The 25,674-nt window shown below is 70.5% G+C and carries 20 protein-coding genes; 13 read left to right on the top strand and 7 right to left on the bottom strand.

The window, feature by feature from the left end; all coding sequences use genetic code 11:
* The first annotated feature begins 59 nt into the window (after positions 1–59).
* Both ACIBK0_RS12535 and ACIBK0_RS12530 read left to right on the top strand, forming a co-directional pair.
* Positions 60–581, top strand: a complete 522-nt coding sequence (locus ACIBK0_RS12535) for a DUF6578 domain-containing protein (RefSeq protein ID WP_399078569.1) — start codon at positions 60–62, stop codon at positions 579–581.
* Positions 582–600: 19 nt separating this feature from the next.
* Positions 601–4,119, top strand: coding sequence for an AfsR/SARP family transcriptional regulator (locus ACIBK0_RS12530; RefSeq protein WP_399078567.1), 3,519 nt, complete (start codon positions 601–603; stop codon positions 4,117–4,119).
* A 45-nt stretch (positions 4,120–4,164) separates the two neighbouring features.
* Here ACIBK0_RS12530 and ACIBK0_RS12525 read toward each other — a convergent pair whose 3' ends face one another.
* The 3 genes from ACIBK0_RS12525 to panB all read right to left on the bottom strand — a co-directional run bounded on the left by ACIBK0_RS12525 (position 4,165) and on the right by panB (position 7,370).
* Positions 4,165–4,989 carry an ABC transporter permease gene (locus tag ACIBK0_RS12525; RefSeq protein ID WP_399078565.1) on the bottom strand — a complete coding sequence of 275 codons (825 nt, stop codon included), beginning with the start codon at positions 4,987–4,989 and terminating at the stop codon, positions 4,165–4,167.
* Entirely contained in the window at positions 4,986–6,014 is a 1,029-nt protein-coding gene (locus ACIBK0_RS12520) for an ATP-binding cassette domain-containing protein (RefSeq protein WP_399078563.1), read from the bottom strand. Before ACIBK0_RS12520 ends, ACIBK0_RS12525 begins: the two co-directional genes overlap by 4 nt.
* A 468-nt stretch (positions 6,015–6,482) precedes the next feature.
* Positions 6,483–7,370 (bottom strand): 3-methyl-2-oxobutanoate hydroxymethyltransferase, encoded by an 888-nt coding sequence (gene panB, locus ACIBK0_RS12515; protein WP_399078561.1) that lies wholly within the window; start codon positions 7,368–7,370, stop codon positions 6,483–6,485.
* A gap of 204 nt (positions 7,371–7,574) precedes the next feature.
* On the opposite strand from panB, the gene ACIBK0_RS12510 reads away from it, so the two are divergent.
* The 7 genes from ACIBK0_RS12510 to ACIBK0_RS12480 all read left to right on the top strand — a co-directional run bounded on the left by ACIBK0_RS12510 (position 7,575) and on the right by ACIBK0_RS12480 (position 16,890).
* Entirely contained in the window at positions 7,575–9,170 is a 1,596-nt protein-coding gene (locus ACIBK0_RS12510) for an MFS transporter (RefSeq protein WP_399078559.1), read from the top strand.
* Positions 9,171–9,264: 94 nt separating this feature from the next.
* Positions 9,265–9,885, top strand: coding sequence for a TetR/AcrR family transcriptional regulator (locus ACIBK0_RS12505; protein WP_399078557.1), 621 nt, complete (start codon positions 9,265–9,267; stop codon positions 9,883–9,885).
* A 242-nt stretch (positions 9,886–10,127) separates the two neighbouring features.
* Positions 10,128–11,165, top strand: a complete 1,038-nt coding sequence (locus ACIBK0_RS12500; protein ID WP_399078555.1) for an endonuclease/exonuclease/phosphatase family protein — start codon at positions 10,128–10,130, stop codon at positions 11,163–11,165.
* 204 nt (positions 11,166–11,369) lie between these two features.
* On the top strand, positions 11,370–12,605 hold the full coding sequence (locus tag ACIBK0_RS12495; protein ID WP_399078553.1) for an MFS transporter: 1,236 nt from the start codon (positions 11,370–11,372) through the stop codon (positions 12,603–12,605).
* A gap of 229 nt (positions 12,606–12,834) precedes the next feature.
* On the top strand, positions 12,835–13,290 hold the full coding sequence (locus ACIBK0_RS12490) for a hypothetical protein (RefSeq protein WP_399078551.1): 456 nt from the start codon (positions 12,835–12,837) through the stop codon (positions 13,288–13,290).
* A gap of 144 nt (positions 13,291–13,434) precedes the next feature.
* On the top strand, positions 13,435–15,027 hold the full coding sequence (locus ACIBK0_RS12485) for a multicopper oxidase family protein (RefSeq protein ID WP_399078699.1): 1,593 nt from the start codon (positions 13,435–13,437) through the stop codon (positions 15,025–15,027).
* 108 nt (positions 15,028–15,135) lie between these two features.
* Positions 15,136–16,890, top strand: a complete 1,755-nt coding sequence (locus tag ACIBK0_RS12480) for an NAD+ synthase (protein ID WP_399078549.1) — start codon at positions 15,136–15,138, stop codon at positions 16,888–16,890.
* Between the two features lie 231 nt (positions 16,891–17,121).
* Here the strand turns inward: ACIBK0_RS12480 and ACIBK0_RS12475 are convergent, their stop codons facing one another.
* The gene (locus ACIBK0_RS12475) at positions 17,122–19,062 is read right to left on the bottom strand and encodes a protease pro-enzyme activation domain-containing protein (RefSeq protein WP_399078547.1); all 1,941 of its coding nucleotides are present in this window, start codon (positions 19,060–19,062) and stop codon (positions 17,122–17,124) included.
* 349 nt (positions 19,063–19,411) lie between these two features.
* Between ACIBK0_RS12475 and ACIBK0_RS12470 the strand changes: the two genes are divergently transcribed.
* Both ACIBK0_RS12470 and ACIBK0_RS12465 read left to right on the top strand, forming a co-directional pair.
* A complete protein-coding gene (locus tag ACIBK0_RS12470; protein ID WP_399078545.1) occupies positions 19,412–19,906 on the top strand; it encodes a SigE family RNA polymerase sigma factor in 495 nt (164 codons plus the stop codon).
* On the top strand, positions 19,903–20,538 hold the full coding sequence (locus tag ACIBK0_RS12465) for a hypothetical protein (protein ID WP_399078542.1): 636 nt from the start codon (positions 19,903–19,905) through the stop codon (positions 20,536–20,538). Before ACIBK0_RS12470 ends, ACIBK0_RS12465 begins: the two co-directional genes overlap by 4 nt.
* Positions 20,539–20,621: 83 nt before the next feature.
* On the opposite strand, the gene ACIBK0_RS12460 is transcribed toward ACIBK0_RS12465, so the two are convergent.
* Together ACIBK0_RS12460 and ACIBK0_RS12455 are read right to left on the bottom strand one after the other, a co-directional pair.
* Entirely contained in the window at positions 20,622–21,245 is a 624-nt protein-coding gene (locus tag ACIBK0_RS12460; protein ID WP_399078540.1) for a DUF305 domain-containing protein, read from the bottom strand.
* Positions 21,242–21,907, bottom strand: coding sequence for a DUF3105 domain-containing protein (locus tag ACIBK0_RS12455; RefSeq protein ID WP_399078538.1), 666 nt, complete (start codon positions 21,905–21,907; stop codon positions 21,242–21,244). The genes ACIBK0_RS12460 and ACIBK0_RS12455 overlap by 4 nt, the downstream gene beginning before the upstream one ends.
* Before the next feature lie 175 nt (positions 21,908–22,082).
* On the opposite strand from ACIBK0_RS12455, the gene ACIBK0_RS12450 reads away from it, so the two are divergent.
* The gene (locus ACIBK0_RS12450; RefSeq protein ID WP_399078536.1) at positions 22,083–22,517 is read left to right on the top strand and encodes an RrF2 family transcriptional regulator; all 435 of its coding nucleotides are present in this window, start codon (positions 22,083–22,085) and stop codon (positions 22,515–22,517) included.
* Positions 22,518–22,621: 104 nt separating this feature from the next.
* Here ACIBK0_RS12450 and ACIBK0_RS12445 read toward each other — a convergent pair whose 3' ends face one another.
* Positions 22,622–23,809, bottom strand: coding sequence for a globin domain-containing protein (locus ACIBK0_RS12445; RefSeq protein ID WP_399078534.1), 1,188 nt, complete (start codon positions 23,807–23,809; stop codon positions 22,622–22,624).
* A gap of 330 nt (positions 23,810–24,139) precedes the next feature.
* Between ACIBK0_RS12445 and glnA the strand changes: the two genes are divergently transcribed.
* The gene (glnA, locus tag ACIBK0_RS12440; RefSeq protein ID WP_399078532.1) at positions 24,140–25,501 is read left to right on the top strand and encodes a type I glutamate--ammonia ligase; all 1,362 of its coding nucleotides are present in this window, start codon (positions 24,140–24,142) and stop codon (positions 25,499–25,501) included.
* The last annotated feature ends 173 nt before the right edge of the window (positions 25,502–25,674 follow it).

Here is a 25,674-nt window from a genome sequence, read left to right as displayed (position 1 = left end):
ACCGGGCTCATGCGGAAAACGTCTCGCGATCGGCCGTTGGTTCCGGAGAGGGTGGGGACATGGGGCGATGGTGGGTCTTCTACGCGGACTGGCAGATGGAGTGCTGCGGCACACCGTTCTCGGTGGGGGACGAGATGAGCTGGCCGCTGCTGCTCATGGACTCGGACGACGTGCTCGGCGGTGGCTGGTACGACGAGCTGAGCAAGCTGTCGAGCCTCGCCGAAGCGGTGCGCGACGAGGACGGGGGTGTGATCACGACCCTGCGGACGGACGACGGGCTCACGGCCGCGCTGAACGAGGATCCCGTGGCCCGGTCCGACACGGACTCCGAGCCGTGGATCCGGATGGTCGGACTGCTCACCGTCCAACGACACGGTGGTGAGTGGCCCGAGACCACGGGCACGGTCCGTTCGATCCACGTGGTGCACCAGGAGTTCGCGGAGACGTCCCCCGGCTCGCACACTCTCGAACCGGTGCCCGCCTCGCGGCGCCTGCAGAGCGTGGACAGCTGTCCGAAGTGGTTCGGTGAGCGGCCGTCCGGCGTCCTGGCCGAACTGGACGTGCCGGACCCCCGCACCTGACACCACGCCACCGGAGACAATGGACCCCGTGCGCTACCGCATCCTCGGCACCACCCAGGCACTCCGCCCCGACGGCACGCCCGTCCCGATCGGCGGGGCGCGGCTGCGCGCCCTGCTGACCGTGCTCGCGCTGCGGCCCGGACGGACCGTGCCTGCGGCCGTCCTGGTCGACGAGGTGTGGGACGGCGACCCGCCCGCGGACGCGCCCGGCGCGCTGCAGGCGCTGGTCGGGCGGCTGCGCAGGGCGCTCGGGCCCGACGCGGTGCACTCGGTGGACGGCGGCTACCGGCTCGCCGCGGCGGCCGACGACGTCGACCTGCACCGTTTCGAGCGCCTCGCGGGCGAGGGCACGCGTGCCCTCGCCGACGGCGACCCGGCAAAGGCGGCCGCGGTCCTCGACGACGCCCTCGCCCTGTGGCACGGCCCGGCCCTCGCCGACCTCCCGGACCGCGCCGCCGAGACGGCCCGCTGGGAGACCCGCCGCCTCGACGTCCGCCGTGCCCGCCTCGCCGCGGCCCTCGCCCTGGGCCACGCCGAGGAGTCCCTGCCCGAACTCACCGCCCTGTGCGATCTCCACCCCTTGGACGAGCCGCTGCACGCCCTGCGTCTGCGCGCCCTGCGCGACGCCGGGCGCCCCGCCGAGGCCCTCGCGGCCTACGAGTTCGTCCGCGCACTCCTGTCCGACCGTCTGGGTTCGGACCCAGGGCCCGAACTCCGGGCCCTGCACAGGGAGTTGCTCGCGCCGGACGAGAGTCCCGCCACTGCGGGTCGTGATCGTGGCCCTGGCCGTGGGCCGTACGGGAACGGGAACACCGCCGAGCACCGTGCCGGTCCGGACGGTCCCGGCGCCCGGAACGCCGGAGCCGGAGTTCCGGCCCCCGGCCGAGGAGACGCGGTCCACGCCTTCGCCCGGGACGGAGCCGGCGGGCAGGCCGCCGCACAGCCCGGCGCCCCCGCCCCGGCCGTGGGTGCCGCTGCCTCGGCCCTCGGCTCCGCCGCCCTCTCCCGTACCCGCCCGGCGCCGCCGCCCCCGGGCAACCTCCGCGCCCGCCTCACCTCCTTCGTCGGCCGTGAGGCCGACATCGATGCCATCCGGGGTGATCTCGCGGCGGCCCGGCTCGTGACGCTGCTCGGGCCCGGTGGGGCCGGCAAGACACGGCTGTCGCAGGAGGCGGCGGAGGCCGTGGCGTACACGGCACGGGACGGGGTGTGGCTGGCCGAGCTCGCCCCGGTGGACGATCCGAAGGCGGTGCCCGAGGCCGTGCTCACGGCCGTCGGTGCGCGGGAGACCGTGCTGCGCGGTGCCGGTGCCGAGGAGATGCGGGCCGTGGCCGACCGGCACGACGATCCCCTCACGCGGCTCGCCGAGCACTGTGCCAAGCGGCGCATGCTGATCATCCTCGACAACTGCGAGCATGTCGTGGACGCCGCCGCCCACCTCGTCGAGGAGCTGCTGGAGCGGTGCCCGGGGCTGACCGTACTCGCCACCAGCCGTGAACCGCTCGGCGTGCCGGGGGAGTTGCTGCGTCCCGTGGAGCCGCTCCCGGAGCCCGTCGCGCTGCGACTGCTCGCCGACCGCGGGGCCGCGGCCCGGGCCGGCTTCCGGATCGACGCCGACGGCGAGACCGCCGCGGCGGCGGCCGAGATCTGCCGGCGCCTCGACGGGCTGCCGCTCGCCATCGAACTCGCCGCCGCCCGGCTGCGGATGCTCACCCCGCGCCAGATCGCCGACCGGCTCGACGACCGGTTCCGCCTGCTCACCTCCGGCAGCCGCACGGTCCTGCCGCGACAGCAGACCCTGCGCGCCGTCGTCGACTGGTCCTGGGATCTGCTCGACGAGGACGAACGGGACGTGCTGCGGCGGCTGTCCGTCTTCGCGGGCGGCTGCGGCCTCGCCGCCGCCGAGACGGTCTGCGGGCCCGCCGCCCTGGAAGCGCTCGGCTCGCTCGTCGACAAGTCCCTTGTCGTCGCGGCCCCTTCGGATGACGGAGAGATGCGCTACCGGCTCCTGGAGACCGTCGCCGAGTACGCGGGCGAACGCCTCGACGAGTCCGGCGACCGCCTCGCCGCCGAACGCGCCCACCTCACGTACTACCGCGAACTCGCCCGCACCACCGACCCCGCACTGCGTGGCCCGGGGCAGGGCGTCGCGATCGCCCTCCTCGAACGCGAGTACGAGAATCTGCGCACCGCCCTGCGGCACGCCGTCGCCGAGCGCGACGAGCAGGAGGCGATCTGTCTCGTCCTCTCGCTGAGCTGGTACTGGCAGATCCGCGACCAGCGCATCGACGCCCGCACCTGGTCCCGCGAGGTCATGGCCCTTGGCCCCGACCCCTTCACAGAGCCCCTGCGCCCGGCCCTCCCGCTGCACGAGAGCTGCACGGCCGCCCCGCCGCCGATGCGCCCGGACGTCCTGGAAGAGGCCCGGCGCGGAGTGCACCTCGTCCATCTCGCCTGCATGGACATGGACTTGGACGCCTGGCAGACCCCGGAGGCCAAGGAGAAGCTGCGCATCATCAGCGAGACCTACCGGCCGGGCCTCCCGCAGACCTGCCGCAGCCCCGGCAACCTCTGGTTCTACGCCGTCCTGCTCACCGGCGACATAGAGCGGGTGCGCGAGGTCATCGACGTGTCGGTCGACACCTGCCGCGAACTCGGCCTCGAGTGGGAACTCGCCGTCGCCCTCCAGATGCGCGCCAACATCCTCGCCAACCGCGCCGACATGGTCGGCGACGCGACCCGCGACGCCGACGAGGCCCTGGAGATGTTCGCCCGCATCGGCGACGCCTGGGGTGCCGCCGAGGCGCTGTCCGCGCGCGGCGAGGCTCATGAGCGCACGGGCGAGTACCGGGCCGCCGCCGCGGACTACTCGCAGGCGAACACGTACGCCGAGCAGCTGGGTGCTCGCGCCCAGACGGCTGTGCTCAACGTCCGACTCGCCAGCATGTACATCGAGTTGGGGGAGCCCGAGCGGGGCGAGCGGATGCTGCGCGACGTGCTCGCGGAGGGCCATGGAGCCCAGAACGAGGCCATGCCCGCGGCCCGGCTCTTCCTCGCGATGTGGCTCGGCCGCACCGATCGGGCCGTCGAGGCGCGCGAGCAGCTGCGGCTGCTGCGCGAGGACTTCGCGGCCAGCACCTTCGTGGTCTTCGACGGGTTCGTACTCGGTGTGGATGCCTGGCTGGACACGGTGGAGGGGCTGCACGCGAGCGCCCTGGACAAGGCACGCAAGGCCATGGCGCGGTCCATGGACCCGCTGGCGCAGATGATCGCGCCGCACATGACCTCCGCTCATCTGACCACCGCCGCCATCGCCCTCACAGGCCTGGACGGCGGCAGCCGTGTCCGCGAGGCGGCCCGGCTCCTCGGCGCCGCAGACCACTTGCTGCCGCCGGGCCACTTCTCCGGCCCGATGGAGGACGAGGTGCGCACCCGCGCCGAGGCGGGCGTGCGGGCCGTACTCGACGACGCGGCGTACGAGGCCGCGTACGCCGAGGGCGGCGGGCTCTCCGCGGAGGAGGCCGCCGCCCTCATCTGACGCGAACCGGGGGCCATGGTCATGGCCGTCATGCGTGGCTGAACGTCAGCTCTTGGTGCGGAACTTGTGGATCGCGATCGGTGCCATCACCAGCGTGAGGGCCGCCGTCCAGGCCAGGGTCATCCACAGGTGGTGCGCGACCGGGCCGCCCACCATCAGGCCGCGCACGGTGTCCGCGAGGTTGGACAGCGGGTTGTAGTCGGTGAAGGTCTGCAGCCAGCCGGGCATGGTCGCGGGCGGCGAGAAGATCGACGAACCGAACTGCAGGGGGAACAGCACCAGGAAGCCCATCGCCTGCACGGACTGGGCGTTCTTCATCGTCACCCCGAGGACCAGGAAGATCCACATCAGGGCCGAGGCGAAGAGAGTGGCGAGCCCCACGGAGGCGAACAGGCCTGGCCAGTTCGTGATGTCGAAGCCCACCAGTACGCCCACGATCATGAGGATCGTCGTGGCGACGACCATCCGCATCAGCTCCACCACGATCTTGGCGAAGAGTACGGAGCCCTGGCCGATCGGCAGGGTGCGGAAGCGGTCCATCACCCCCTTGTGGAAGTCCTCGTTGAAGCCGGTGCCGACGGCTGTCGCCATGTTCATGGTCGTCATCGCCATCAGACCGGGCACCACGTACTGCACGTACCGGTCCTGCCCGCCGCCCAGCGACTGCCCGATGGAGCCGCCGAAGACGTACACGAACAGCAGGGTGAAGACGATCGGCATCAGGACGGCGTCGAACATCGACTCCGGGTCCTGGCGGATCCACAGCAGGTTGCGGCGGACCAGGGCGCCGATGTGGCGCGCGTGTGCGCGCGGCGAGATATGGGAGTCGCTCTGGGCGGCGAGGGGGGCTTCGACAACGGCGGTACTCATGCGGAGACCTCCTCGTAGGCGCGGGCGGGGGCGGCGTCCTGCGGGGCACCGGCCTTGTGGCCGGTGAGGGAGAGGAACACCTCGTCGAGGCTGGGCAGTTCGGTGCTGATGGAGCTGATCGTGATGCCGCGCGCGGTGACCGCGCCGACCACGGCGGTGAGCTGTTCGTCGCTGAGGATCGGGACCAGGACGGTGCCGGTCTCGGTGTCCACGGCCGAGGCGGCGAGACCGGTGAGGCCCAGCTCGTCGAGCATGCCCGCGAGCGGGCGCAGCTCCAGCGGGTCGACCGGGCGGATCCGCAGTGTGCGGCCGCCGACCCTCGCCTTCAGCTCGTCGATCCGGCCGCTGGCGATGACCTTGCCGCGGTCGATGACCGTCAGCTCGGAGGCCAGCTGTTCGGCCTCCTCCATGTACTGGGTGGTGAGCAGCACGGTGGCGCCGTCGGCGACCATGCGCTTGACCTCGTGCCACACCTCGTTGCGGGTGCGCGGGTCGAGGCCGGTCGTCGGCTCGTCCAGGTACAGCACGGCGGGCTGCCCGATCATGGAGGCGGCGAGGTCGAGACGGCGGCGCATACCGCCGGAGTACGTGGACGCCGGGCGCTTGGCGGCCTCGGTGAGCGAGAAGCGCTCCAGGAGTTCGTCGGCGCGGCGCCGGGCGTCCTTGCGGGGCAGGTCGAGCAGCCGCCCGATCATGTACAGGTTCTCCCAGCCGGGGAGTTTCTCGTCGACCGAGGCGTACTGGCCGGTGAGGCCTATGACTCGGCGCAGCTGGCGGGGCTGCTTCAGTACGTCGTAACCGGCGACCGTGGCGTGGCCGGCGTCGGGGGTGATGAGGGTGGACAGGCAGCGGACGAGGGTGGTCTTGCCGGCGCCGTTCGGACCCAGCACGCCGAGGACGGTGCCCTCGTGCACGTCCAGGTCCACGCCGTCCAGTGCCTTGGTCTCGCCGTAGTGCTTGACCAGCCCCCGTACGGTGACGGCGCTCTTGGCGCCGCCGCTGGGGTTCTTGTCGATTCGCGTCATGGCCATCAAGGTGCCAGCCGCCACCGACAAACCGCCTACAGCCGACCGACAGCCGCCGATATATCGCCGACGGGCGTGCCGTCGGCGCTTGTCCGCCGGTGGGTGGGTCGGGGCCGTGCCGGTACATCCGCCCCGTCGCCGGTGGCAGATCGCTTCGGCTTCATGGTCCTGCCTGTTGGCAACCGCGTAAGCGACGGGGCCTGTGATGTACCGGCACGGCCTCTCCCGCGCGTCGGCGACTGCGGGTGCTTTTTCAGCTCCGTGCGTCGGCGACTGCGGGTGCTTTTCAGCCCGTCCGGCGTTTGAGGACGAGGCCGTCCAGGCCGAAGCGGGGGTCTGGGGGCGGCAGCCCCCAGGTACGGGACGGGTAGGGGCGGAGGGGGCGAAAGAACCCTGACGGCGCCGTGAGGAAAAGGCGCAGCCCGCCGACGGGGGAAATCGGCGGGCTGCCCTTGGTGCCGCAGTGGCTCAGTGGACGGAGTGTTCCTCGAGGGGGAACGTCCCGCCGACGACGTCCTCGGCGAACGCCTTCGCCGCGTTGCCCATGACCTCACGCAGGTCGGCGTACTTCTTGACGAACTTCGGCACCCTGCCGCCGGTGAGACCGAGCATGTCGGTCCAGACGAGGACCTGCGCATCGGTCTCGGGACCCGCGCCGATGCCGACCGTCGGGATCTGCAGCGTGCGCGTGACCTCGGCGGCCAGCTCCGCCGGGACCAGCTCCAGGACGACGGCGAACGCACCCGCGTCCTGCACCGCCTTCGCGTCCCGCAGCAACTGATGCGCGGCCTCGTCGCCACGGCCCTGCACGCGGTAGCCCATGGCGTTCACGGACTGCGGGGTCAGGCCGATGTGCGCCATGACCGGGATGCCGGACTCGACGAGCAGTTCGATCTGGCGGTGCGAGCGCTCGCCGCCTTCCAGCTTCACCGCGCCGACCCCGGCCTCCTTGACGAGGCGGGTGGCCGAGCGCAGCGCCTGCACCGGGCCCTCCTGGTACGACCCGAAGGGCAGGTCGCCCACGATCAGGGCGCGGCTGGTGCCCCGCACGACCGCGGCGGACAGCATGGTCATCTCGTCCATGGTGACGGGCACGGTCGTCTCGTACCCCAGGTGGCAGTTGCCCGCCGAGTCGCCGACGAGCATGACCGGGATGCCGGCCTCGTCGAAGACGGACGCGGTCATCGCGTCGTACGCGGTGAGCATGGGCCACTTCTCGCCGCGCTCCTTGGCGGCGGTGATGTCGCGCACCGTGATGCGGCGGGTGCTCTTGCCCCCGTACAGCGCCTTGCTGCTGTCGGTGGACGGGCGCACACCCTGCACGGGCTGCTTCTGGGCAGCCGAAAGCTGCGTCATCGCAACGGCTCCTTCTGTCATCTCGAGGCGCCCTTACGGCGTCCCCGGACCAGGTCCATGGTGGCACCTCGTGCCACGCGCGGCTAGAGCGGGGCGAGCGATCTGCGTCTCGGCGCGCGGGGTTCCATCTCCCTTGGTAAGTTCTCCGTAAAGTATATTCGATACGAGACGGTTCCGTATCGAATCGCACCTAGTCTGAGCGCCATGACGACTTCCGCTCCTCCTGCCGACCGACGTGTGCCAGAGGCGGTGCATCGGCGCCGCTGGGCGATCCTCGGCGCGCTGATGCTCAGCCTGCTGATCGTGGTGCTCGACAACTCCATCCTGAACGTTGCGATCAAGACCATCTCGACCCCGGCGCCCACCGGGCTCGGCGCCACCCAGAGCGAGCTGGAGTGGGCCATCAACGCCTACACGCTCGTCTTCGCCGGACTTCTCTTCACCGCGGGCCTGCTCGGCGACCGGCTGGGCCGCAAGAAGGTGCTGCTCGCCGGTCTCGCCGTCTTCGGCATCGGCTCTGCGTTGGCCGCGGAGTCCGGCTCGCCGGTCCAGCTCATCGTGTTCCGCGCGCTGATGGGCCTCGGCGCCGCCTTCGTGATGCCCGCGACGCTCGCCGTCCTGATGAACGTCTTCGAGCGCGACGAGCAGCCCAAGGCCATCGGCATCTGGGCCGGCGGCGTCGGCCTCGCCATCGCGATCGGCCCGATCACCGGCGGCGTCCTGCTCGACCACTTCTGGTGGGGCTCGGTCTTCCTCATCAACGTGCCGATCGTGCTGCTCGCGCTTGTCCTGATGTTCTGGCTGGTCCCGGACTCGCGTGACCCGAACCCCGGCCGCGTCGACGCGATCGGTGTCGTCCTGTCGGTCATCGGGCTCGTCCTGCTCGTCTACGGCATCATCAAGGGCGGCCAGCTCGCCGACTTCACCGATGCGACGGTCCTCGCGACCATCGCGGCCGGACTCGTCGTCCTCGCCGGCTTCGTCGTGTACGAGAAGCGCAGCGACCACCCGTCCATCGACGTCACGTACTTCAAGAACAAGGTCTTCTCCGCGGCGATCGCCGCCATCGCGCTCGTCTTCTTCGCGCTGATGGGTGTGACCTTCTTCTCCGTCTTCTACACGCAGAGCGTGCGAGGCTACTCGCCGCTGCAGACCGGCCTGTTGATGCTGCCGCTCGCCGCGGCCCAGATCATCTTCGCGCCGCGCGCCCGGCTCGTCGTCGACCGCTTCGGCAACCGGGCCACGTGTACGGCAGGGCTGCTGATCATCGCCGCGATGCTCGCCGCGTTCGCCGTCCTCGAGACGGACACACCGATCTGGCTCCTCGAGGTCATCTTCTTCCTCATGGGCACCGGTATGGCGCACATCATGACCCCGACCAGTGTCGTGATAATGCAGGCCCTGCCGCGCGAGAAGGCGGGCTCCGCCTCCGCGCTCAGCAACACCTTCCGCCAGGTCGGCGGCGCCCTCGGCATCGCCGTTCTCGGCTCCGTCCTCTCCACGGCCTACCGCACCGGCATCGAGGACAAGCTCGGTGTCGTCCCGGCCGGCCTGCGCCACACCGCGGGCGAGTCCATCGAAGCCACCCTCGGCGTCGCCGCCAAGCTCGGCCCCCGGGGCAAGGCCCTCGTCGGCCCCGCCAACGACGCCTTCCTGCATGCCATGCACGTGACCGCCCTGTGCGGCGCGGGTGTCGCGATCGTCGGCGCGGTCATCGTGGCCGTGTTCCTGCCGGGCCGGACCCCGGAAGTCCAGAAGGGCGAGGAGGAAACCGAGTTGGTGCCGGCCGGGGAGCACTGACCGGCCGTACGGGACCGCGGGCACCTGGCACCGGGTGCCCGCGGGCGCCGCACCTGGGGAGAATGAACGCCGGTCAAGGGAAAAGGAGTTCGATGTGAGCCTCGCGCACAGCCGAGCCGGGCATGAGGGGCCCGCCAGGGGGCGCCCCCGCAGCGAGGCCGTGGAGCGCTCGATCATCGAGGGCGTCATGAAGCTCCTGGAGGACGGCGTACCGCTCGGGGACCTGTCCATCGAGCGCATCGCCCGCACCGCGGGTGTCGGCAAGGCGACCATCTACCGTCGCTGGAGCGGCAAGGAGGAGCTCTTCGTCGACGTGCTGCGCGCCGCCGAGCCCGAGGACCCCGAACTCCCCGGCACCTCGATGCGCGACGACCTCATCGTCCTGTTGGAGTCGCTGCGCCAACGCGGCCTGATCAACCGCTCGTCGGCGATGCTGCACAACGTGTACGCCCAGATGAAGAGCAGCCCCAGACTCTGGAACGCGTACCACGCGACCGTCGTCGACCCGCGGCGCAGACTGGGGTACGAAGTCCTGCGCCGCGGACAGCGAAACGGCGAACTCCGTGAGGACGTCGACGTCGACCTGGTCAACGACATCTTCGTCGGCCCCATGCTCGTCCGTGCCGTCCTGCGCCCGGAGAGCGAACTTCCCGAAGGCCTCTCGGAGCAGATCGTCGACACACTGCTGGAGGGACTGCGGCCGGCCAAGCCGTAGTTTCCGTGGTCCTGTTGGTCCCGCCTGTTCCTGACGGTTCGTTTCGCCGGCTTCTGACGGGGCGAATGTGCGCGTTTCGTCACAGAGGGCGCGCTCCATGCCCGTATTCGGAACTCCGAACACGAAGTTGTACGTCCCCTTGCCCGTACGGCCGTCACGGGACGGCGAGAACGACACCGATCATCCCCTAGGGTCGTAGCCGAGGGGCAGACGGTGCGCACGGCAGGTTGTGAGGCGACGGTATGGCGCAGGCGTATATGACGGAGACGGGCAGCGGCGGCCAGGAGCCGGACCGCAGAGGGTCCCGACTTCGGCGCCTGCTCGACGGCTGGCGCGGTGACCGCGGCATCTGGCGTCGAGGTCTGATCCTCGCCGCGCTGGCGGTGATCCTCGCTCTGGTGATGCTGCTGCACGCGCAGATCCCGAACACCATCGGCAACCTCGGCAGCCTCACGGAGACGTTCCTGCCCTGGCTGGGCCTGTTCATCCCGATCCTGCTGATCCTCGCCTTCGTACGGAAGTCGGCGAGCGCCCTGATCGCGGTGCTGCTGCCCGCGAGCGTCTGGCTGAACCTCTTCGGCGGGCTGCTCACCGACAAGACCGGCAGCGGCGGCGACCTCACCGTCGCCACGCACAATGTCAACGCCGAGAACCCGGACCCGTCGGGCACCGCCCGCGACGTGGCCGCCTCCGGCGCCGATGTGCTGGCCCTGGAGGAGCTGACGGCCTCGGCGGTCCCGGTGTACGAGAAGGCGCTCGCCTCGACGTACAAGTACCACTCGGTGCAGGGCACCGTCGGACTGTGGAGCAAGTACCCGCTGACCGGCGCCCAGCCCGTGGACATCAAACTGGGCTGGACGCGCGCGATGCGGGCAACGGTGACGACGCCGGCCGGACAGGTCGCCATCTACGTCGCTCACCTGCCCTCGGTCCGCGTGAAGCTGGAGGCCGGGTTCACCGCCCGGCAGCGCGACAAGAGCGCCGACGCGCTGGGCGAGGCGATCGCCGATGAGCCGCTGAAGAAGGTCGTCCTGCTCGGTGACCTCAACGGCACGATGAACGACCGCGCGCTGAACGCCGTCACCGCGCAGATGCGCTCCACTCAAGGCGCGGCGGGCAGCGGGTTCGGGTTCAGCTGGCCGGCGTCGTTCCCGATGGCCCGGATCGACCAGATCATGGTCAAGGGCATCGAGCCCGAGACCTCGTGGACCCTGCCCGAGACCGGCAGCGATCACCTTCCGATTGCCGCCCGCGTCAAGGTGGGCGCAACCGCGTCTTAACCTCCTGGAATACTGGGCCTGAGAGAGTTTGTTTCCCAGCTAAACTTATAGCTGAACCCACAGCTTGACCCCCGCGTCCCGTGCACATCGGTGTGCACGGGCGCGCCCATGCGCGCGTATGTCGTCCCTGTGCCTGCGTACGCCCATGGAAACCGCTCGTACCCCGCCCCGCCGCACGTTCTCCGCTCCTCTGAAAGGCCCCTCATGCCCCTGGCCCTGCTCGCCCTCGCCGTGGGCGCCTTCGGCATCGGCACCACCGAGTTCGTGATGATGGGCCTGCTGCCCGACGTCGCGGACGACCTGCACATATCCATCCCCGCCGCGGGCCACCTTGTCTCGGCCTACGCCCTGGGTGTCGTGATCGGCGCCCCCCTGCTCGCGGCCGCCACCGCCCGCATGTCGCGCCGCAAGGTCCTGATCGCCCTGATGGGCCTCTTCGTGGTGGGCAACGCGCTCTCCGCCTTCGCCCCCGACTACCACTGGCTGCTGGCCGCCCGCTTCCTCAGCGGGCTGCCGCACGGCGCGTTCTTCGGCGTCGGCGCCGTCGTCGCCACGAACCTGGTCGCCCCCGAGCGCAAGGCGCGCTCCGTCTCGCTGATGTTCCTCGGGCTGACGGTGGCGAACGTCGCCGGTGTGCCGGTGGCGACGCTCATGGGCCAGCACCTGGGCTGGCGTGCCACATTCCTGGGCGTGAGCGCGATCGGTGTCGCCGCCATCGCCTCGCTCGCGCTCCTGATCCCGCGTGATCATGGGCATGCCCCCACCGGGGGTCTGCGCGGCGAAGTGGCCGCACTGCGCTCCCTCCCGGTCTGGCTGGCCCTGGGTACGACGGTGGCGGGCTTCGGGGCGCTCTTCTCCGCGTACAGCTACATCACGCCGATGCTCACGGAGTCGGCCGGGTACGCCGACGGCAGCGTGACCTTGCTGCTGGCCCTCTTCGGTGTCGGTGCGACCGCGGGCAACCTGGTGGGCGGTCGCCTCGCGGACCACTCCCTGCGCGGCACCCTCTTCGGTGGCCTGGCGTCCCTCGTCGCGGTCCTCGCGCTCTTCCCGGTTTTCATGACCACGCAGTGGAGCGCGGCCGTCGCGGTCACCCTTCTCGGCGTGGCCGCCTTCATCACCGGCTCGCCGCTCCAGCTGATGGTCATGGAGAAGGCCTCCGCCGCACCGTCCCTCGCGTCCTCCGCCAACCAGGCGGCGTTCAACCTCGCGAACGCCGGTGGTGCGTGGATCGGGGGGCTCGCTCTGGCCGCGGGCTTCGGAGCGACGTCTCCGGCGGTCGCGGGAGCGGCCCTCGCGGTGCTCGGCCTTGCCGTGGCCGGCGCCGCGTACGCGGTCGACCGGCGTCGGGCCGGCGTGGTCGCGGGAGCCACCGCGGGGAGCTCGGGGCGGCTTGTCGCGGCGCACGTTCCGCCGCGCGCGGAGCGCGTCGATCACTGATGCGCCGGGCCGCGCCCCGAAAGGGTCGCGGGGAACGGCGCGACAAGCCCCCACCGTCTCGAGGTCAAAAGACAACCGAGGGGGCTGGGGGCGCAGCCCCCAGGTACGGGAATGGGTAGGGGCGGCGGGGTCGAATAACCCCCCGCGGTTACCCCTAACCCCGTCGCGCTGCTCCGGGCGGGCCGGGCCCACTCCTCGCGTCGATACCCGGTGGGGGTAAGGTGGCCGCATGGTGACGAGAAGCCGGGCGCGCGAGGTGTTGCTCTTCGCCGCGCTGCTTCTCGGGATCGTGACGATGCACACGCTGGGGCATCCTTCAGGGCACGGCTCGGCCCGGAGCTCCGGGTACTCGTCGTACTCCTCGGACGAGGGCTCCGGGGGGCACGGGCACTCCTCGTCCGCCATGTCGCACCCCCTGTCCTCCCCGCCGGGCCGTGCGCAGGAGCACGCGGCGGGCGCGTCGATGACCGCCGACATGCCCCCCATGAACGGCATGGACCCCCTGTCCGTCTGCCTCGCCGTACTCGGCGGCGCCACCCTCCTCCTGCTGCTCGCGGCGGCGCTGGGCACCCCGTGGGCGAGCGGCGCCACACAGCCCGCACGCGCAGGGCTGCTGCGCGCCCTGTGGCCCCACCCGCCCCCGCAAAGAACCCTTCTCTCCCGTCTGTCGGTGCTGCGCATTTAGGCCGGTGCACCGGCTGCTTCGGGCTGCCCGTTCGGAGGTGGGAACCTCCGGGCGTCGAGCGGTGTACCAGAAGCAGCGGACGCGTCCATCCGCACGCACATCACCACGACGAGGTGTTACTCAGCCATGCGCACCACCACACCCATGCGCACGCACACGCGCCGCGCCGTCCTCGGCGCGGCGGCCGCCGTCGCCGGGACGGGGATTCTGTCCGCCTGCTCCAGCGCAGGTCACACGGGTCACGACGGAAGCGGATCCACCGGCGGTCCGAAGGGGTACGTCGACCCGGCGGGCCGCGAAGTCGCCGTCGCCGAGAAGAAGCGGGGCTCGGGCCCCGTCCGCAAGGTGCGGCTCACCGCCGCCGAGGCCGCCCTCGACCTGGGCGGTCGTACGGTCAAGTCCTGGGCGTACGGTGGCGACCTGCCCGGCGAGGCGGTCCGCGTCACCGCCGGGGACACCCTCGCCCTCACGCTCGCCAACCATCTCCCGGAGGCCACGTCCCTGCACTGGCACGGGATCGCCCTGCGCAACGACATGGACGGCGTACCCGACCTCACCCAGCGGGCCGTCCAGCCGGGCGCCGACTTCACCTACCGGTTCACGGTGCCGCACCCGGGCACGTACTGGTTCCACCCGCACTCCGGACCCCAGCAGGACCGCGGTCTGTACGCCCCGCTGATAGTGGAGGACCCCAAGGAGCCCCTGTCGTACGACAAGGAGTGGGTGGTCGTCCTCGACGACTGGGTCGACGGGGTGGACGGGTCCACCCCGGACGCCGTGCTCAAGCAGTTGAGCGGCGGCATGGGCATGGACATGGGTGACGACGGGAGCATGGATCACTCCGGGCACGACATGTCCACCATGTCCATGCGAGGTCAGGAATCGCCCCCGCCCGGTCCCTCCCGTCTGCTCATGGGTTCCGAGAGCCGGTTGCTGGGCGGCGACGCCGGGGATGTCGCGTATCCGTACTACCTGGTCAACGGGCGTACGGCGAAGGCGCCTTCGGTCTTCCGGGCGCGCCCCGGGGACCGCGTCCGGATCCGGATCATCAACGCGGGCGGCGACACCGCCTTCCGCGTGGCCCTCGGCGGGCACGAGATGACGGTGACGCACACGGACGGCTTCCCGGTGCGGCCCGTAAGGACGGACGCGCTGCTGCTCGGCATGGGCGAGCGGTACGACGTCCTCGTCACCGTCAAGGACGGCGTCTTCCCGCTGACCGCGCTGGCCGAGGGCAAGAAGGCGTCGGCGCAGGCGCTGCTGCGGACGGGCGGAGGTGCGGCGCCCGCCGGGTCCGTGCGGCCGAAGGAACTCGACGGGCGGCTGTTGACGGCGGACCGGCTGCGGGCCGACACGTCCGTGGCGCTGGCCGAGAAGGAGCCGGACCGCACGGTGAAGCTGCAGCTCACGGGCGGGATGGAGAAGTACGACTGGGCCTTCGACAAGAAGCCCTACCGTGCCGGGGCGGATCAGCGGCATCCCGTCCGGGCCGGGGAGCGGGTGCGGCTCGTGTTCTCCAACTCCACGAGCATGTGGCACCCCGTCCATCTGCACGGGCACACCTTCGGCCTGGCCAATGTGGTGGGCGGCCCGCGCAAGGACACCGCGATCGTGCTGCCGAACGGGACGCTGACGGTGGACTTCGACGCCGACAATCCGGGCCTGTGGATGGTCCACTGCCACAACGTCTACCACTCGGAGGCGGGGATGATGACCGTGCTCGGTTACCGGAGCTGAGGCGCCGGATCCGGGCCGCCGGGCCCTGAGGGTGGGGCGTTTCCACGCCGGTCTCCACGTGGGGCGCCCCACACCCCATTGTGTCGCTCTGACGATTACACTGGGCCCGTGCCTCAACTACGCCTCGCCCTGAATCAGATCGACTCGACCGTCGGCGATCTCGCCGGCAACGCCGAGGCGATCCTCCGTTGGACCCGGCACTCCGCCGAGCAGGGAGCGCATCTGGTGGCGTTCCCCGAGATGGTGCTGACCGGGTATCCCGTGGAGGACCTCGCCCTGCGGCCGTCCTTCGTCGAGGCCTCCCGTGCGGCGCTGCGCTCGGTGGCCACCCGGCTCGCCGACGAGGGCTTCGGGGAGCTGCCGGTGATCGTCGGCTACCTCGACCGTTCCGAGACCGCGCAGCCGAAGTACGGGCAGCCGGCCGGCGCCCCGCAGAACGCCGCCGCGGTGCTGTACGGAGGCCGGGTGGCGCTGACCTTCGCCAAGCACCACCTCCCCAACTACGGCGTGTTCGACGAGTTCCGGTACTTCGTGCCCGGCGACACCATGCCGGTCGTGCGGGTGCACGGGGTCGATGTCGCCCTAGCCATCTGCGAGGACCTCTGGCAGGACGGCGGGCGTGTGCCGGCCGCCCGTTCCGCCGGGGCCGGGCTGCTGCTGTCCATCAACGCCTCGCCGTACGAGCGCGACAAGGACGACACCCGCCTCGAACTGGTCCGCAAGCGGGCCCAGGAGGCCGGGTGCACCACCGCCTATCTCGCGATGATCGGCGGGCAGGACGAGCTGGTCTTCGACGGGGACTCGATCGTCGTCGACCGGGACGGTGAAGTCGTCGCGAGGGCGCCGCAGTTCGCCGAGGGATGCGTCGTACTGGACCTGGATCTGCCTGCTGCCGCCGCCTCACCGGTGGAGGGTGTGGTGGACGACGGGCTGCGGATCGAGCGGCTCGTGCTCTCCGAGGATCCGCTGCCCGCGTACGAGGCGGAGCTCGCCGGGGGGTACGCGGAGCGGCTGGACGACGACGAGGAGATCTACTCGGCGCTGGTGGTCGGGCTGCGGGCGTACGCGGCCAAGAACGGGTTCCGGTCGGTGCTGATCGGGCTGTCGGGCGGTATCGACTCGGCGCTGGTGGCCGCCCTCGCGTGTGACGCGCTGGGCGCGCAGAACGTGTACGGCGTTTCGATGCCGTCGAAGTACTCGTCCGACCACTCCAAGGACGACGCGGCGGAGCTGGCGCGGCGGACGGGGCTGAACTTCCGGACCGTGCCGATCGAGCCGATGTTCGACGCGTATATGTCGTCGCTGGGGCTGACGGGGCTGGCCGAGGAGAACCTTCAGTCCCGGCTGCGGGGCACGACGCTGATGGCCATCTCCAACCAGGAGGGGCACATCGTGCTGGCGCCCGGCAACAAGTCGGAGCTGGCCGTGGGGTATTCGACGCTGTACGGCGACTCGGTGGGGGCGTACGGCCCCATCAAGGACGTGTACAAGACGTCGATCTTCCGGCTGGCGGAGTGGCGGAACCGGGCGGCCGTGGACCGGGGGCAGACGCCGCCGATTCCGGAGAACTCGATCGTCAAGCCGCCGAGTGCGGAGTTGCGTCCCGACCAGGTCGACACGGACTCCCTCCCGGACTACCCCGTCCTGGACGCGATCCTCGAACGGTACGTCGACCGGGACGAGGGCGCGGACTCCATCGTCGCTGCCGGGTTCGAGCGGGAGCTCGTCGTGAAGACGCTTCGTATGGTCGACACGGCGGAGTACAAGCGGCGGCAGTACCCGCCGGGTACCAAGATCTCCGCGAAGGGCTTCGGCAAGGACCGACGCCTCCCCATCACCAACCGCTGGCGCGAACACGCCTAACGGGTTTTCGCCCCCCGCCGCCCCTGCCCGTCCCGACCTGGGGCTCCGCCCCGGACCCCGTTCGCGCAGTTCTCCGCGCCCCTGAAAAGGGGCGCGGAGAACTGCGCAATCTTTTGGCATGGGTCTCGGGGCGCGGCCCCCAGGTACGGGACGGGCAGGGGCGGCGGGGGCGAAAAACGTACGCCCGCCCCCGATCAGCGAGGGGCGGGCGCAACGCATCGTGATGCGTCGTCAGTGGCGACGGTACGAGTCGACGTAGCCCGGGGCGGGGGAACCCACACCGGTGACGTCGTCGTAGCCCTTCACGGCCTTCAGGGAGCTGTCCTTGCCGAGGCTGCGGACGGAGGTGATGACACCGTCAGCCGCGTCGTAGCCGTTAGCGAAGTCGATACGTGCCACGGCGAGCCCGGAGTTCGTGGGGTTGTCCGTGACGTCGTGGTACGCCTTCGAGCCGTACTTGGCGTAGATGGCGGGGTTGGCGAAGCCGATCGCCTTGCCGCCGCCCGCCTCCTGGGCGAGCGCCTGGACGGCCGCGATCACCGGCGCGGCCAGCGAGGTGCCACCGATCCGGTACTCGCTGTACTGCTCCGTCCCGTCCGGGAAGGTCTGCGTCTGGCCGACCTTGAAACCGGTGTTCGGGTCGGCGATCGCCGAGATGTCCGGGACGACACGGTTGCCGGCGGCGTTGTTGGCCTTGGCGAGCGCGTCCGGGACGACACCCTTCTGGTAGTAGGGCTCGGCGACCGTCTTGCTGGTGCCGCCGCCCGCACCCGAGGTGAACGCGCCGGGGAAGTTCGTCCAGCTCTTGCCGTCGTCGGACAGCACAGCCTTCTCGGTGCCCCAGCCGGTCTCGAACAGGTACTTGTCGTCCTTGCCGACCGCCAGCGACGTACCGCCGACCGCCGTCACCCACGCCGAGTTGGCCGGGGTGTCGACCTGCTTCGTACCGGTGTTGGCGACCTCGTCGCCGTTGTCGCCGGAGGAGAAGTAGAAGCCGATGCCCTCGACCGCGCCGAACTGGAAGACCTGGTCGTAGGCGGCCGCGAGGTCCGGCGTCTGGTTGGCCTCGATGTCGCCCCACGAGTTGGAGACGATGTCGGCCAGGTGTCCGTCGACGATCTTGTTCAGCGAGTCGAGCAGATCGTCGTCGTAGCAGGAGGCGGCACCCACGTACGTGATGCTCGCGCCCGGCGCGACCGCGTGCACGGCCTCGACGTCGAGGGTCTCCTCGCCGTACCAGCCGGCCGCTCCGCACTCCTTGGTCTTCGTGTAATTCTTCGGCAGCACCTGGCGCAGCTGGCCGCTGGAGTACGCGGCGTCACCGTGCTTGCCCGCGTACGTCTGCGCGTCGAAGGCGATGGTCGGCGAGGCGTACGCGTCGGTGATGGCGACGCGCACGTTCTTGCCGGTGCGCGTGCCCGCGCCGTACGCGGCGCGCAGCTGCTTGCCCGTGTAGCCCTTGACCGCGTACGGGATCTTCGAGCCGTAGGCGTCCGGCAGGGTGCTCGCGATGTTCGAGCCGTAGTACGAGGAGAACGGCCCGGAGTTCTTGAACACCGCGTCCGGAGGCGGCAGCTGGTCGCTGTGCGTCGCCTTGTGCGGGGCGTTGTCCAGGCCGGTGACGGTCAGGACGGCGCCGTTCAGGGCGGCCGGCGCGGAGGCCGTCTTCGACGGCGCCCGGTAGGTCTTGTTGCCCTTGGCGTAGTTGTGCAGCTGGGTGCCGAACGCCTTCTCGGCGGCGGCGACATCACCGGTCACGGAGATGTAGTGCTGCGTGGTGCCGGTGACCTTCAGGCCGGCCGACTTCAGCCACGAGGTCACCGCGGCGACCTGGGCCTTCGTGGCGCCGAAGCGCGCTTGCGTCTTCTTGGCGCTCAAATACTTGCCGTACGACGCCGAGTTCGGGTCGGACACGGCCTTGGCGTACGCCGCCAGACCGGAGGCGTCCCGGCCGGCGAGGTAGACCCGGGCGGAGACCTGGGAGCTGTCGGACGTGGCGCCCTTGTCGGCCTTGGCCGTGGCCCACGCGGGCTTGGTGCCCGTAAGGGTGTCCCGGCTCGGGCCGTCCGCGGCGTGGGCCGCGGGTATGCCGAGCGCCAGCGCGCCGGCGAGCAGCGGCAGTGTCGCTGCCATGCTCACCCCGGCGCGCGTTTTGGCGCGGTTGGATCTCATAGAACCCCCTGCGATGCGGTTCGTCGCATGTAGTGGTTGGTCGGCGATCCGCGTAGACCCGCGCCCTACCAGGGCACGGGGAATGGATCACAGATGGGGGCCACTCTTTCGATGAACCGTTCATGCCAGGGGAATGAAAAGGCCAAGGAAACCCCAAGTGGCAGTGATTGGGGTGGATTTGGGCCGGTATGGAGAGGGGGTGCTGCCCGATCGAGGGTTTTCCCTTTTTCTTCTGTCAAGGGGTTGCTTGTTTCCGTAAGCACATCGCGTCGTCCGGCAGCGCATGACGCGTCCGCAAGCGCGACGCGTTGTCTGTAAGCGCCTCGCGCCTCCATGGCGTTAAGGGGGTGTGAAGCAGCTGGAGTTCGAAGAGTTCTACCGGTGCGGCCGGGACGTCTGCCTGCGCGCGGTCCTCGCCGCGGTGGGCGACCGGCAGCTGGCCGAGGACCTCGTCGCCGAGGCGTTCGCCCGGGCCTGGGCCGTCTGGCCGCGGGTGCGGCGGCATCCGGCCCCGCGCGCCTGGATCGTACGGACGGCGCTCAACACCCGGATCTCGTGGTGGCGGCGGCGTCGGTACGAGGTCGCGCTCGGCGACGGCCAGGACGCCGAGGCCGCGCAGCCCGGCGGATCGGGGCTCGACCCCGCGCTGCTGACCGTGCTGCGCCAACTTCCCCTGCGGCAGCGGGAGGTGATCGCCCTGCGGGTCTTCCTCGACCTCGACACCGCGACCACGGCGAAGACGCTCGGGATCGCCCCGGGGACCGTCACCGCCCATCTGTCGCGAGCCGTCGGGACGCTGCGCGGCCACCTTGTCACCCTCAACACCCCGGAGGCGGGATCGTGAACACCATCGATGACGACAGGGACGTACTGAACGCGCTGAGGAGCTCGCTCGACGACGTCACCCTGCCCGTGCCCCTCGAGCGGATCGTGGCCGAGGGCCGCGCGGTCCGGCGGCGGCGCAGGCGCGTGGCCGTGGCGGCCGTGGGTGTGGCGGCGGCCGCGGGACTCGCACTCGGCGTGCCGGGTTACGGCCACCCGTCGACGGCGCCGCCGTCCGGGGGCGCCGAGTCCGTCGCGTTCACCGTCGCCAAGCGGACGGACGGCACGGTCGCGGTGACCTGGACGAAGGAGCAGTACTTCAAGGACCCGGCGGGGCTGCAGAAGGCGCTGCGCGACGCGGGGTTCCCCGTCCTGGTGAAGACCGGGGTGTTCTGCAAGGGGCCGGACGATCACACGCAGGTGGACGAACACGGCTCGGGGGTGGGGGTCGAGGACGTCGTGAAGCGGGAACGGCGGGACGACGACACCGTCGTCTTCATCTACGACCCCGCGGCCATGCCCGCCCACACCCAGCTCTTCATCGGATACCTGAACCAGGCCCAGCTCGCCGTCACCGACGGCCGCCCGGGTTCGGTGGAACGCCTGGTGCCGACCGGCGTCCCCCTGAAGTGCGGTACGGACTGGCGCAGTTGACCATCAGGCGGCGGAAGGGCAGTTGACCACCAGGCGGAGGGGGCGGACGGGTCCGGGGCGCTGCCCCGGACCCGTCCCATGCCCTAGTCGCGAGCCTTCGCGCCCCGCTCCTTCAGCATGTCCGCCATCAGCTTGATCTCCGACTGCTGCGCGTCGACCATGCCCTGCGCGAGCTTCTTCTCCACGCCGACCTCGCACTTGGCGACGCAGCCCTCCGCCATGTGGATGCCGCCCTTGTGATGGTCGGTCATCAACTGCAGATAGAAGATCTCGGCCTGCTTGCCGCTCAGCGTGTTCAGCTTCTTCATCTCGGTGTTGGTGGCCATGCCCGGCATCAGCGCGCCGTCCTTGCCGGAGGCCATGTCGCCCATGCCCATCCAGGTCATCGGCGCGTCCGAGGACACCTTCGGCAGCTCCCACAGGTCGAGCCAGCCGAGCAGCATGCCGCGCTGGTTGGCCTGCGTCTGCGCGATGTCGTACGCGAGGCGCCGCACCTCGACGTCCTTGGTGCGGTCGCGCACGATGTACGACATCTCGACGGCCTGCTGGTGGTGGACCGCCATGTCCCGCGCGAAACCCGCGTCGGCGGAGTCGGCGGTGGGCGCCTTCATCCCGGAGCCGTCACCGTCGGCGACCGCGTAGGTGATCGCCCCGGCCGCGACGAGCACGGCCGCCGCGGCCCCCGCGATCCACCCGACGTGCCTCACTGGGACAGACCGTTGGTGCAGGCGGCGCCCGGCTCGGGCGTCTGCTTGCCCTGCACGAACTCCGCGAAGAACTTGTCGACGTTCGGGTCGCTCGCGGCCGTCACCGTGCGCTGCTTGCCCCAGGCGCTGAGCATGATCGGGTCCTTCTGGTCCTCGACCGGGCTCATCAGCGTGTAGGGGGTCTTCTTGACCTTCGCCGCGAGCGCCTTCACGTCGGCGTCGGAGGCCTTGCTGTTGTACGTCACCCAGACCGCGCCGTGCTCCAGGGAGTGCACGGCGTTCATGTTGTTGATCGCCTTGGTGTAGACGTCGCCGTTGCAGTTCATCCACACCTGGTTGTGGTCACCGCCGACCGGGGGCTCCATCGGGTACGTCACGGTCTTGGTGACGTGGTTGCGCGCCAGCGTGCCCTTCCAGGTCTTCACGCCGTCCGCGCCGGTGACGAAGTGCCCCGACGCCGCCTTGGAGTCGCTCGCCGTGTCGCTCTTGTCGGACTGCGACTTGACGAGGACGACGCCGCCGACGACGAGACCGGCGACCACGACCACGCTTGCGGCGATCGTGAGGATCCGGTTGCGACGCTCGCGGGACTGCTCGGCGCGGCGCATCTCCTCTATGCGCGCCTTGCGCGAGGTGCTGCTGCTGTTCTTGGCGGAACCCATGGCGAGTCCTTTGTGGGGAATGGGACGGTCGGGTCCGCTGATCGTAGTGGGGGAGGAGGGGACGCATGCACGAAGCCCCACAGGAATGACCGAAGAGGTGGCTTTCGTACGGGAGGAAAGATCGCTCTCGTCCAGATAATTTGAATCGTGGATGCGTATTATTTACGCTCGCGGTATGCGGCTGTTGCGATCCACCGACCTGGCCCTGCGCGTCCTGATGCGGCTCGCCGTCGCAGGCGAGTCCACCCCCACGACCCGCGAGGTCGCGGCGGACATGGATGTGCCATACACGCATGCCGCGAAGGTGGTCGCCGAGCTCCAGCACCTCGGGCTGCTGGCGGCCCGCCGGGGTCGGGGTGGCGGCCTCGCGCTCACCGAGGAGGGGCGCAAGGCATCGGTCGGCGCCGTCGTCCGAACCTTCGAGGGGGACGGGGACGTCGTCGAGTGCGAGGGCGCCACGCCCTGCCCGCTGCACTCCGCGTGCCGTCTGCGGGGCGCACTGAAGCGGGCCCAGGAGGCGTTCTTCGCCTCACTGGACCCGCTGACCGTCGCGGACATGGTCGCCGCGCCGACCGGGCCGGTGCTGCTCGGGATCTCCAGGAGGCCCTAGCTCTCCAGCTCGTCGCGGCTCTCCGGCTCTGCGGCCGCTCTTGCGGCAACTTTGCGGCTTTGTGGCTCTGTGGCGACTCTGCGGCTCTCCAGCGCTGCGGCTCTCTAGCGCTGCGCGAGCCAGAGGTCCGGCCCGAACACCTCGTAGTGGATGTCGGCGGCCGCCACGCCCTTCCCGATGAGCTGCTCCCGTACCGCCCGCATGAACGGCAGCGGACCGCACAGGTACGCGCGCGTGCCTGACGGAATCGTCACTCCGGTGAGGTCGACCAGGCCCGTGCGGTCGGCCGGGTGCCCGGGCTCGGGCTGCTCGTACCAGAAGTGGACGGCCGCGTCCGGCAGTTTGCCCGCGTAGGCCTCGTGGTCGGTGCGCAGGGCGTGCTCGGCAGGGGACCGGTCCGCGTGGACGACGGTGACCGGGGTGCGGTGGCCGGTGGCCGCGAGCTGCTCCAGCATCGCGATCATCGGGGTCACGCCGATCCCGGCGGAGGCGAGCAGGAGCGGCGCGTCGTCGGCGTCCAGGACCAGATCGCCGTACGGGTCGGAGAGCCGCAGCCTGCTGCCCACCTCCACGCGCGCGTGGAGGTGGTTCGACACCTCGCCGTCGGGCGTGGCGCCCCCGTGCACGCGCTTGACGCCGATCTGGCGCACGGGCGAGCCCGGAGCGCTGGAGAGGCTGTACTGGCGTATCTGACGGGCCCCGTCGGGAAGCTCGACCTGCACCGAGACGTACTGTCCCGCCCGGAAGTCCGGCACCAGGCCGTCGTCGGCCGGGCGCAGCCGAAAGGTCGCGACGTCCGCGGTCTCCTCGACGCGTTCGAGGACCTCCCACTCCCGCCACCCGCCGCCGCCCCGCTCCTCGGACAGCCGCCGTTCGATGGCGATGAGGGCGTTCGCCATCAGCCAGTAGACCTCGTCCCAGGCGGCCGCGACCTCGGAGGTGACCGCGTCGCCGAGCACCCCGGCGATGGCCGCGAAGAGGTGCTGGTGGACGACCTTGTACTGCTCGGGCTCGATGCCCAGGGAGGCGTGCTTGTGGGCGATGCGCTGAAGCATCGCGTCGGGGCGCTCGTCCGGGTGCTCCACGAGGTACGTGGCGAAGGCGGCGATCGAACCCGCCAGGGCCTGGCGCTGGGTGCCGGCGGCTTGGTTGCCGCGGTTGAAGAGATCGCGCAGCAGCTCGGGGTGCGCGGCGAACAGTCCGTCGTAGAAGCGCTCGGTGATCTCTCCGATGGCGGCGCCGACGACGGGGAGGGTGGCGCGCACGGTGGCGGCGGACTGCTCGGACAGCATCAGGACTCCTCAAGGGCCGAGGCGGGAAGGGGCGGTTGCGGCCTCTTGTCTGCACGGCACGCTAGTAAAACTTGCATCTGAGATGCAAATTAAAACGCCTGGGTGTGAGGAAGGCCGCGGTCCGCCATTTCAGAGACGCGGCCGAGCAGGCAAGATGGGCGTCAGAGCAGGACACCTGCCGTACGCGAGGCGTTCAGGCCGTGGTCGCCCAGGTGATCAAGGTCCGCAACGCGCACGAAATGGTGTTGTGGTGGGATGCTCAGGTGCCCCGATCGTCCACGAGGCGTGGGAGCAGGCGGCCTGACCAGCAAGGATGGGTGGAAGCGGAAGATGGACAAGCAGCAGGAGTTCGTGCTCCGGACACTGGAGGAGCGGGACATCCGGTTCGTACGCCTGTGGTTCACGGACGTACTCGGCTTCCTCAAGTCGGTGGCCGTGGCCCCGGCGGAGCTTGAACAGGCCTTCGACGAGGGCATCGGCTTCGACGGCTCGGCCATCGAGGGCTTCGCCCGGGTGTACGAGTCCGACATGATCGCCAAGCCGGACCCGTCGACCTTCCAGGTGCTGCCCTGGCGCGCCGAGGCTCCCGGCACGGCCCGCATGTTCTGCGACATTCTGATGCCGGACGGTTCCCCGTCCTTCGCGGACCCGCGCTATGTCCTCAAGCGCGCCCTGGCGAAGACCTCCGACCTGGGCTTCACCTTCTACACGCACCCGGAGATCGAGTTCTTCCTGCTGAAGGACCGTCCGCTGGACGGTTCGCGGCCCACCCCCGCCGACAACTCCGGTTACTTCGACCACACCCCGCAGAACGTGGGCATGGATTTCCGCCGCCAGGCGATCACCATGCTGGAGTCGATGGGCATCTCGGTCGAGTTCTCCCACCACGAGGGCGCCCCCGGCCAGCAGGAGATCGACCTCCGCTACGCCGACGCGCTCTCCACGGCGGACAACATCATGACGTTCCGCCTGGTCATGAAGCAGGTGGCGCTGGAGCAGGGCGTCCAGGCGACGTTCATGCCCAAGCCCTTCTCGGAGCACCCGGGCAGCGGCATGCACACGCATCTCTCCCTCTTCGAGGGTGACCGCAACGCCTTCTACGAGTCCGGCTCGGAGTACCAGCTCTCCAAGGTCGGCCGCTCCTTCATCGCGGGCCTGCTGAAGCACGCGGCGGAGATCTCCGCCGTCACCAACCAGTGGGTCAACTCCTACAAGCGCATCTGGGGCGGCTCCGAGCGCACGGCCGGCGCCGGCGGCGAGGCCCCCTCGTACATCTGCTGGGGCCACAACAACCGCTCCGCCCTCGTCCGCGTCCCGATGTACAAGCCCGGCAAGACCGGCTCCGCGCGCGTCGAGGTCCGCTCCATCGACTCGGGCGCGAACCCGTATCTGGCGTACGCGCTGCTGCTGGCCGCGGGCCTCAAGGGCATCGAGGAGGGCTACGAGCTCCCGCCGGGCGCCGACGACGACGTCTGGGCCCTCTCCGACGCCGAGCGCCGCGCCATGGGCATCGAGCCCCTCCCGCAGAACCTCGGCGAGGCCCTGGACCTGATGCAGCGCAGCGAACTGGTCGCCGAGACCCTCGGCGAGCACGTCTTCGACTTCTTCCTGCGCAACAAGAAGCAGGAGTGGGAGGAGTACCGCTCCGAGGTGACGGCGTTCGAGCTGCGCAAGAACCTGCCGGTGCTGTAGGCGCAGGTCAGAGCAGCGTCCGCGCAAAACTACAGGCGAGACCCGCGGTCAAGGCGTGCGGGTCTCGCTCTGGCGATATTCGCCTTGGGCCGTCTGTGGGCCGTCTTGCAGGCCTCTCCGGGCTGCCTGGTAGCAACCCTCCGCTTAGCAGGGAGAGTTGCACGGTGGCGCGC

Source organism: Streptomyces sp. NPDC050564, from assembly GCF_044457265.1.
Lineage (GTDB): Bacteria > Actinomycetota > Actinomycetes > Streptomycetales > Streptomycetaceae > Streptomyces.
The sequence above is the reverse complement of the archived record's forward strand: the minus strand, read 5'-3'. Positions and strand labels throughout refer to the sequence as shown.

Bases quoted from the DNA above. Each gene is read 5' to 3' on its own strand.
- glnA (WP_399078532.1), top strand. From the start codon at position 24,140: ATGGACAAGCAGCAGGAGTTCGTGCTCCGGACACTGGAGGAGCGGGAC.
- ACIBK0_RS12530 (WP_399078567.1), top strand. From the start codon at position 601: ATGGACCCCGTGCGCTACCGCATCCTCGGCACCACCCAGGCACTCCGC.
- ACIBK0_RS12525 (WP_399078565.1), bottom strand. From the start codon at position 4,989: ATGAGTACCGCCGTTGTCGAAGCCCCCCTCGCCGCCCAGAGCGACTCC.
- ACIBK0_RS12490 (WP_399078551.1), top strand. From the start codon at position 12,835: ATGGTGACGAGAAGCCGGGCGCGCGAGGTGTTGCTCTTCGCCGCGCTG.
- ACIBK0_RS12495 (WP_399078553.1), top strand. From the start codon at position 11,370: ATGCCCCTGGCCCTGCTCGCCCTCGCCGTGGGCGCCTTCGGCATCGGC.
- ACIBK0_RS12535 (WP_399078569.1), top strand. From the start codon at position 60: ATGGGGCGATGGTGGGTCTTCTACGCGGACTGGCAGATGGAGTGCTGC.
- ACIBK0_RS12445 (WP_399078534.1), bottom strand. From the start codon at position 23,809: ATGCTGTCCGAGCAGTCCGCCGCCACCGTGCGCGCCACCCTCCCCGTC.
- panB (WP_399078561.1), bottom strand. From the start codon at position 7,370: ATGACGCAGCTTTCGGCTGCCCAGAAGCAGCCCGTGCAGGGTGTGCGC.
- ACIBK0_RS12455 (WP_399078538.1), bottom strand. From the start codon at position 21,907: ATGGGTTCCGCCAAGAACAGCAGCAGCACCTCGCGCAAGGCGCGCATA.
- ACIBK0_RS12520 (WP_399078563.1), bottom strand. From the start codon at position 6,014: ATGACGCGAATCGACAAGAACCCCAGCGGCGGCGCCAAGAGCGCCGTC.
- ACIBK0_RS12475 (WP_399078547.1), bottom strand. From the start codon at position 19,062: ATGAGATCCAACCGCGCCAAAACGCGCGCCGGGGTGAGCATGGCAGCG.
- ACIBK0_RS12485 (WP_399078699.1), top strand. From the start codon at position 13,435: ATGCGCACGCACACGCGCCGCGCCGTCCTCGGCGCGGCGGCCGCCGTC.
- ACIBK0_RS12500 (WP_399078555.1), top strand. From the start codon at position 10,128: ATGGCGCAGGCGTATATGACGGAGACGGGCAGCGGCGGCCAGGAGCCG.
- ACIBK0_RS12510 (WP_399078559.1), top strand. From the start codon at position 7,575: ATGACGACTTCCGCTCCTCCTGCCGACCGACGTGTGCCAGAGGCGGTG.
- ACIBK0_RS12450 (WP_399078536.1), top strand. From the start codon at position 22,083: ATGCGGCTGTTGCGATCCACCGACCTGGCCCTGCGCGTCCTGATGCGG.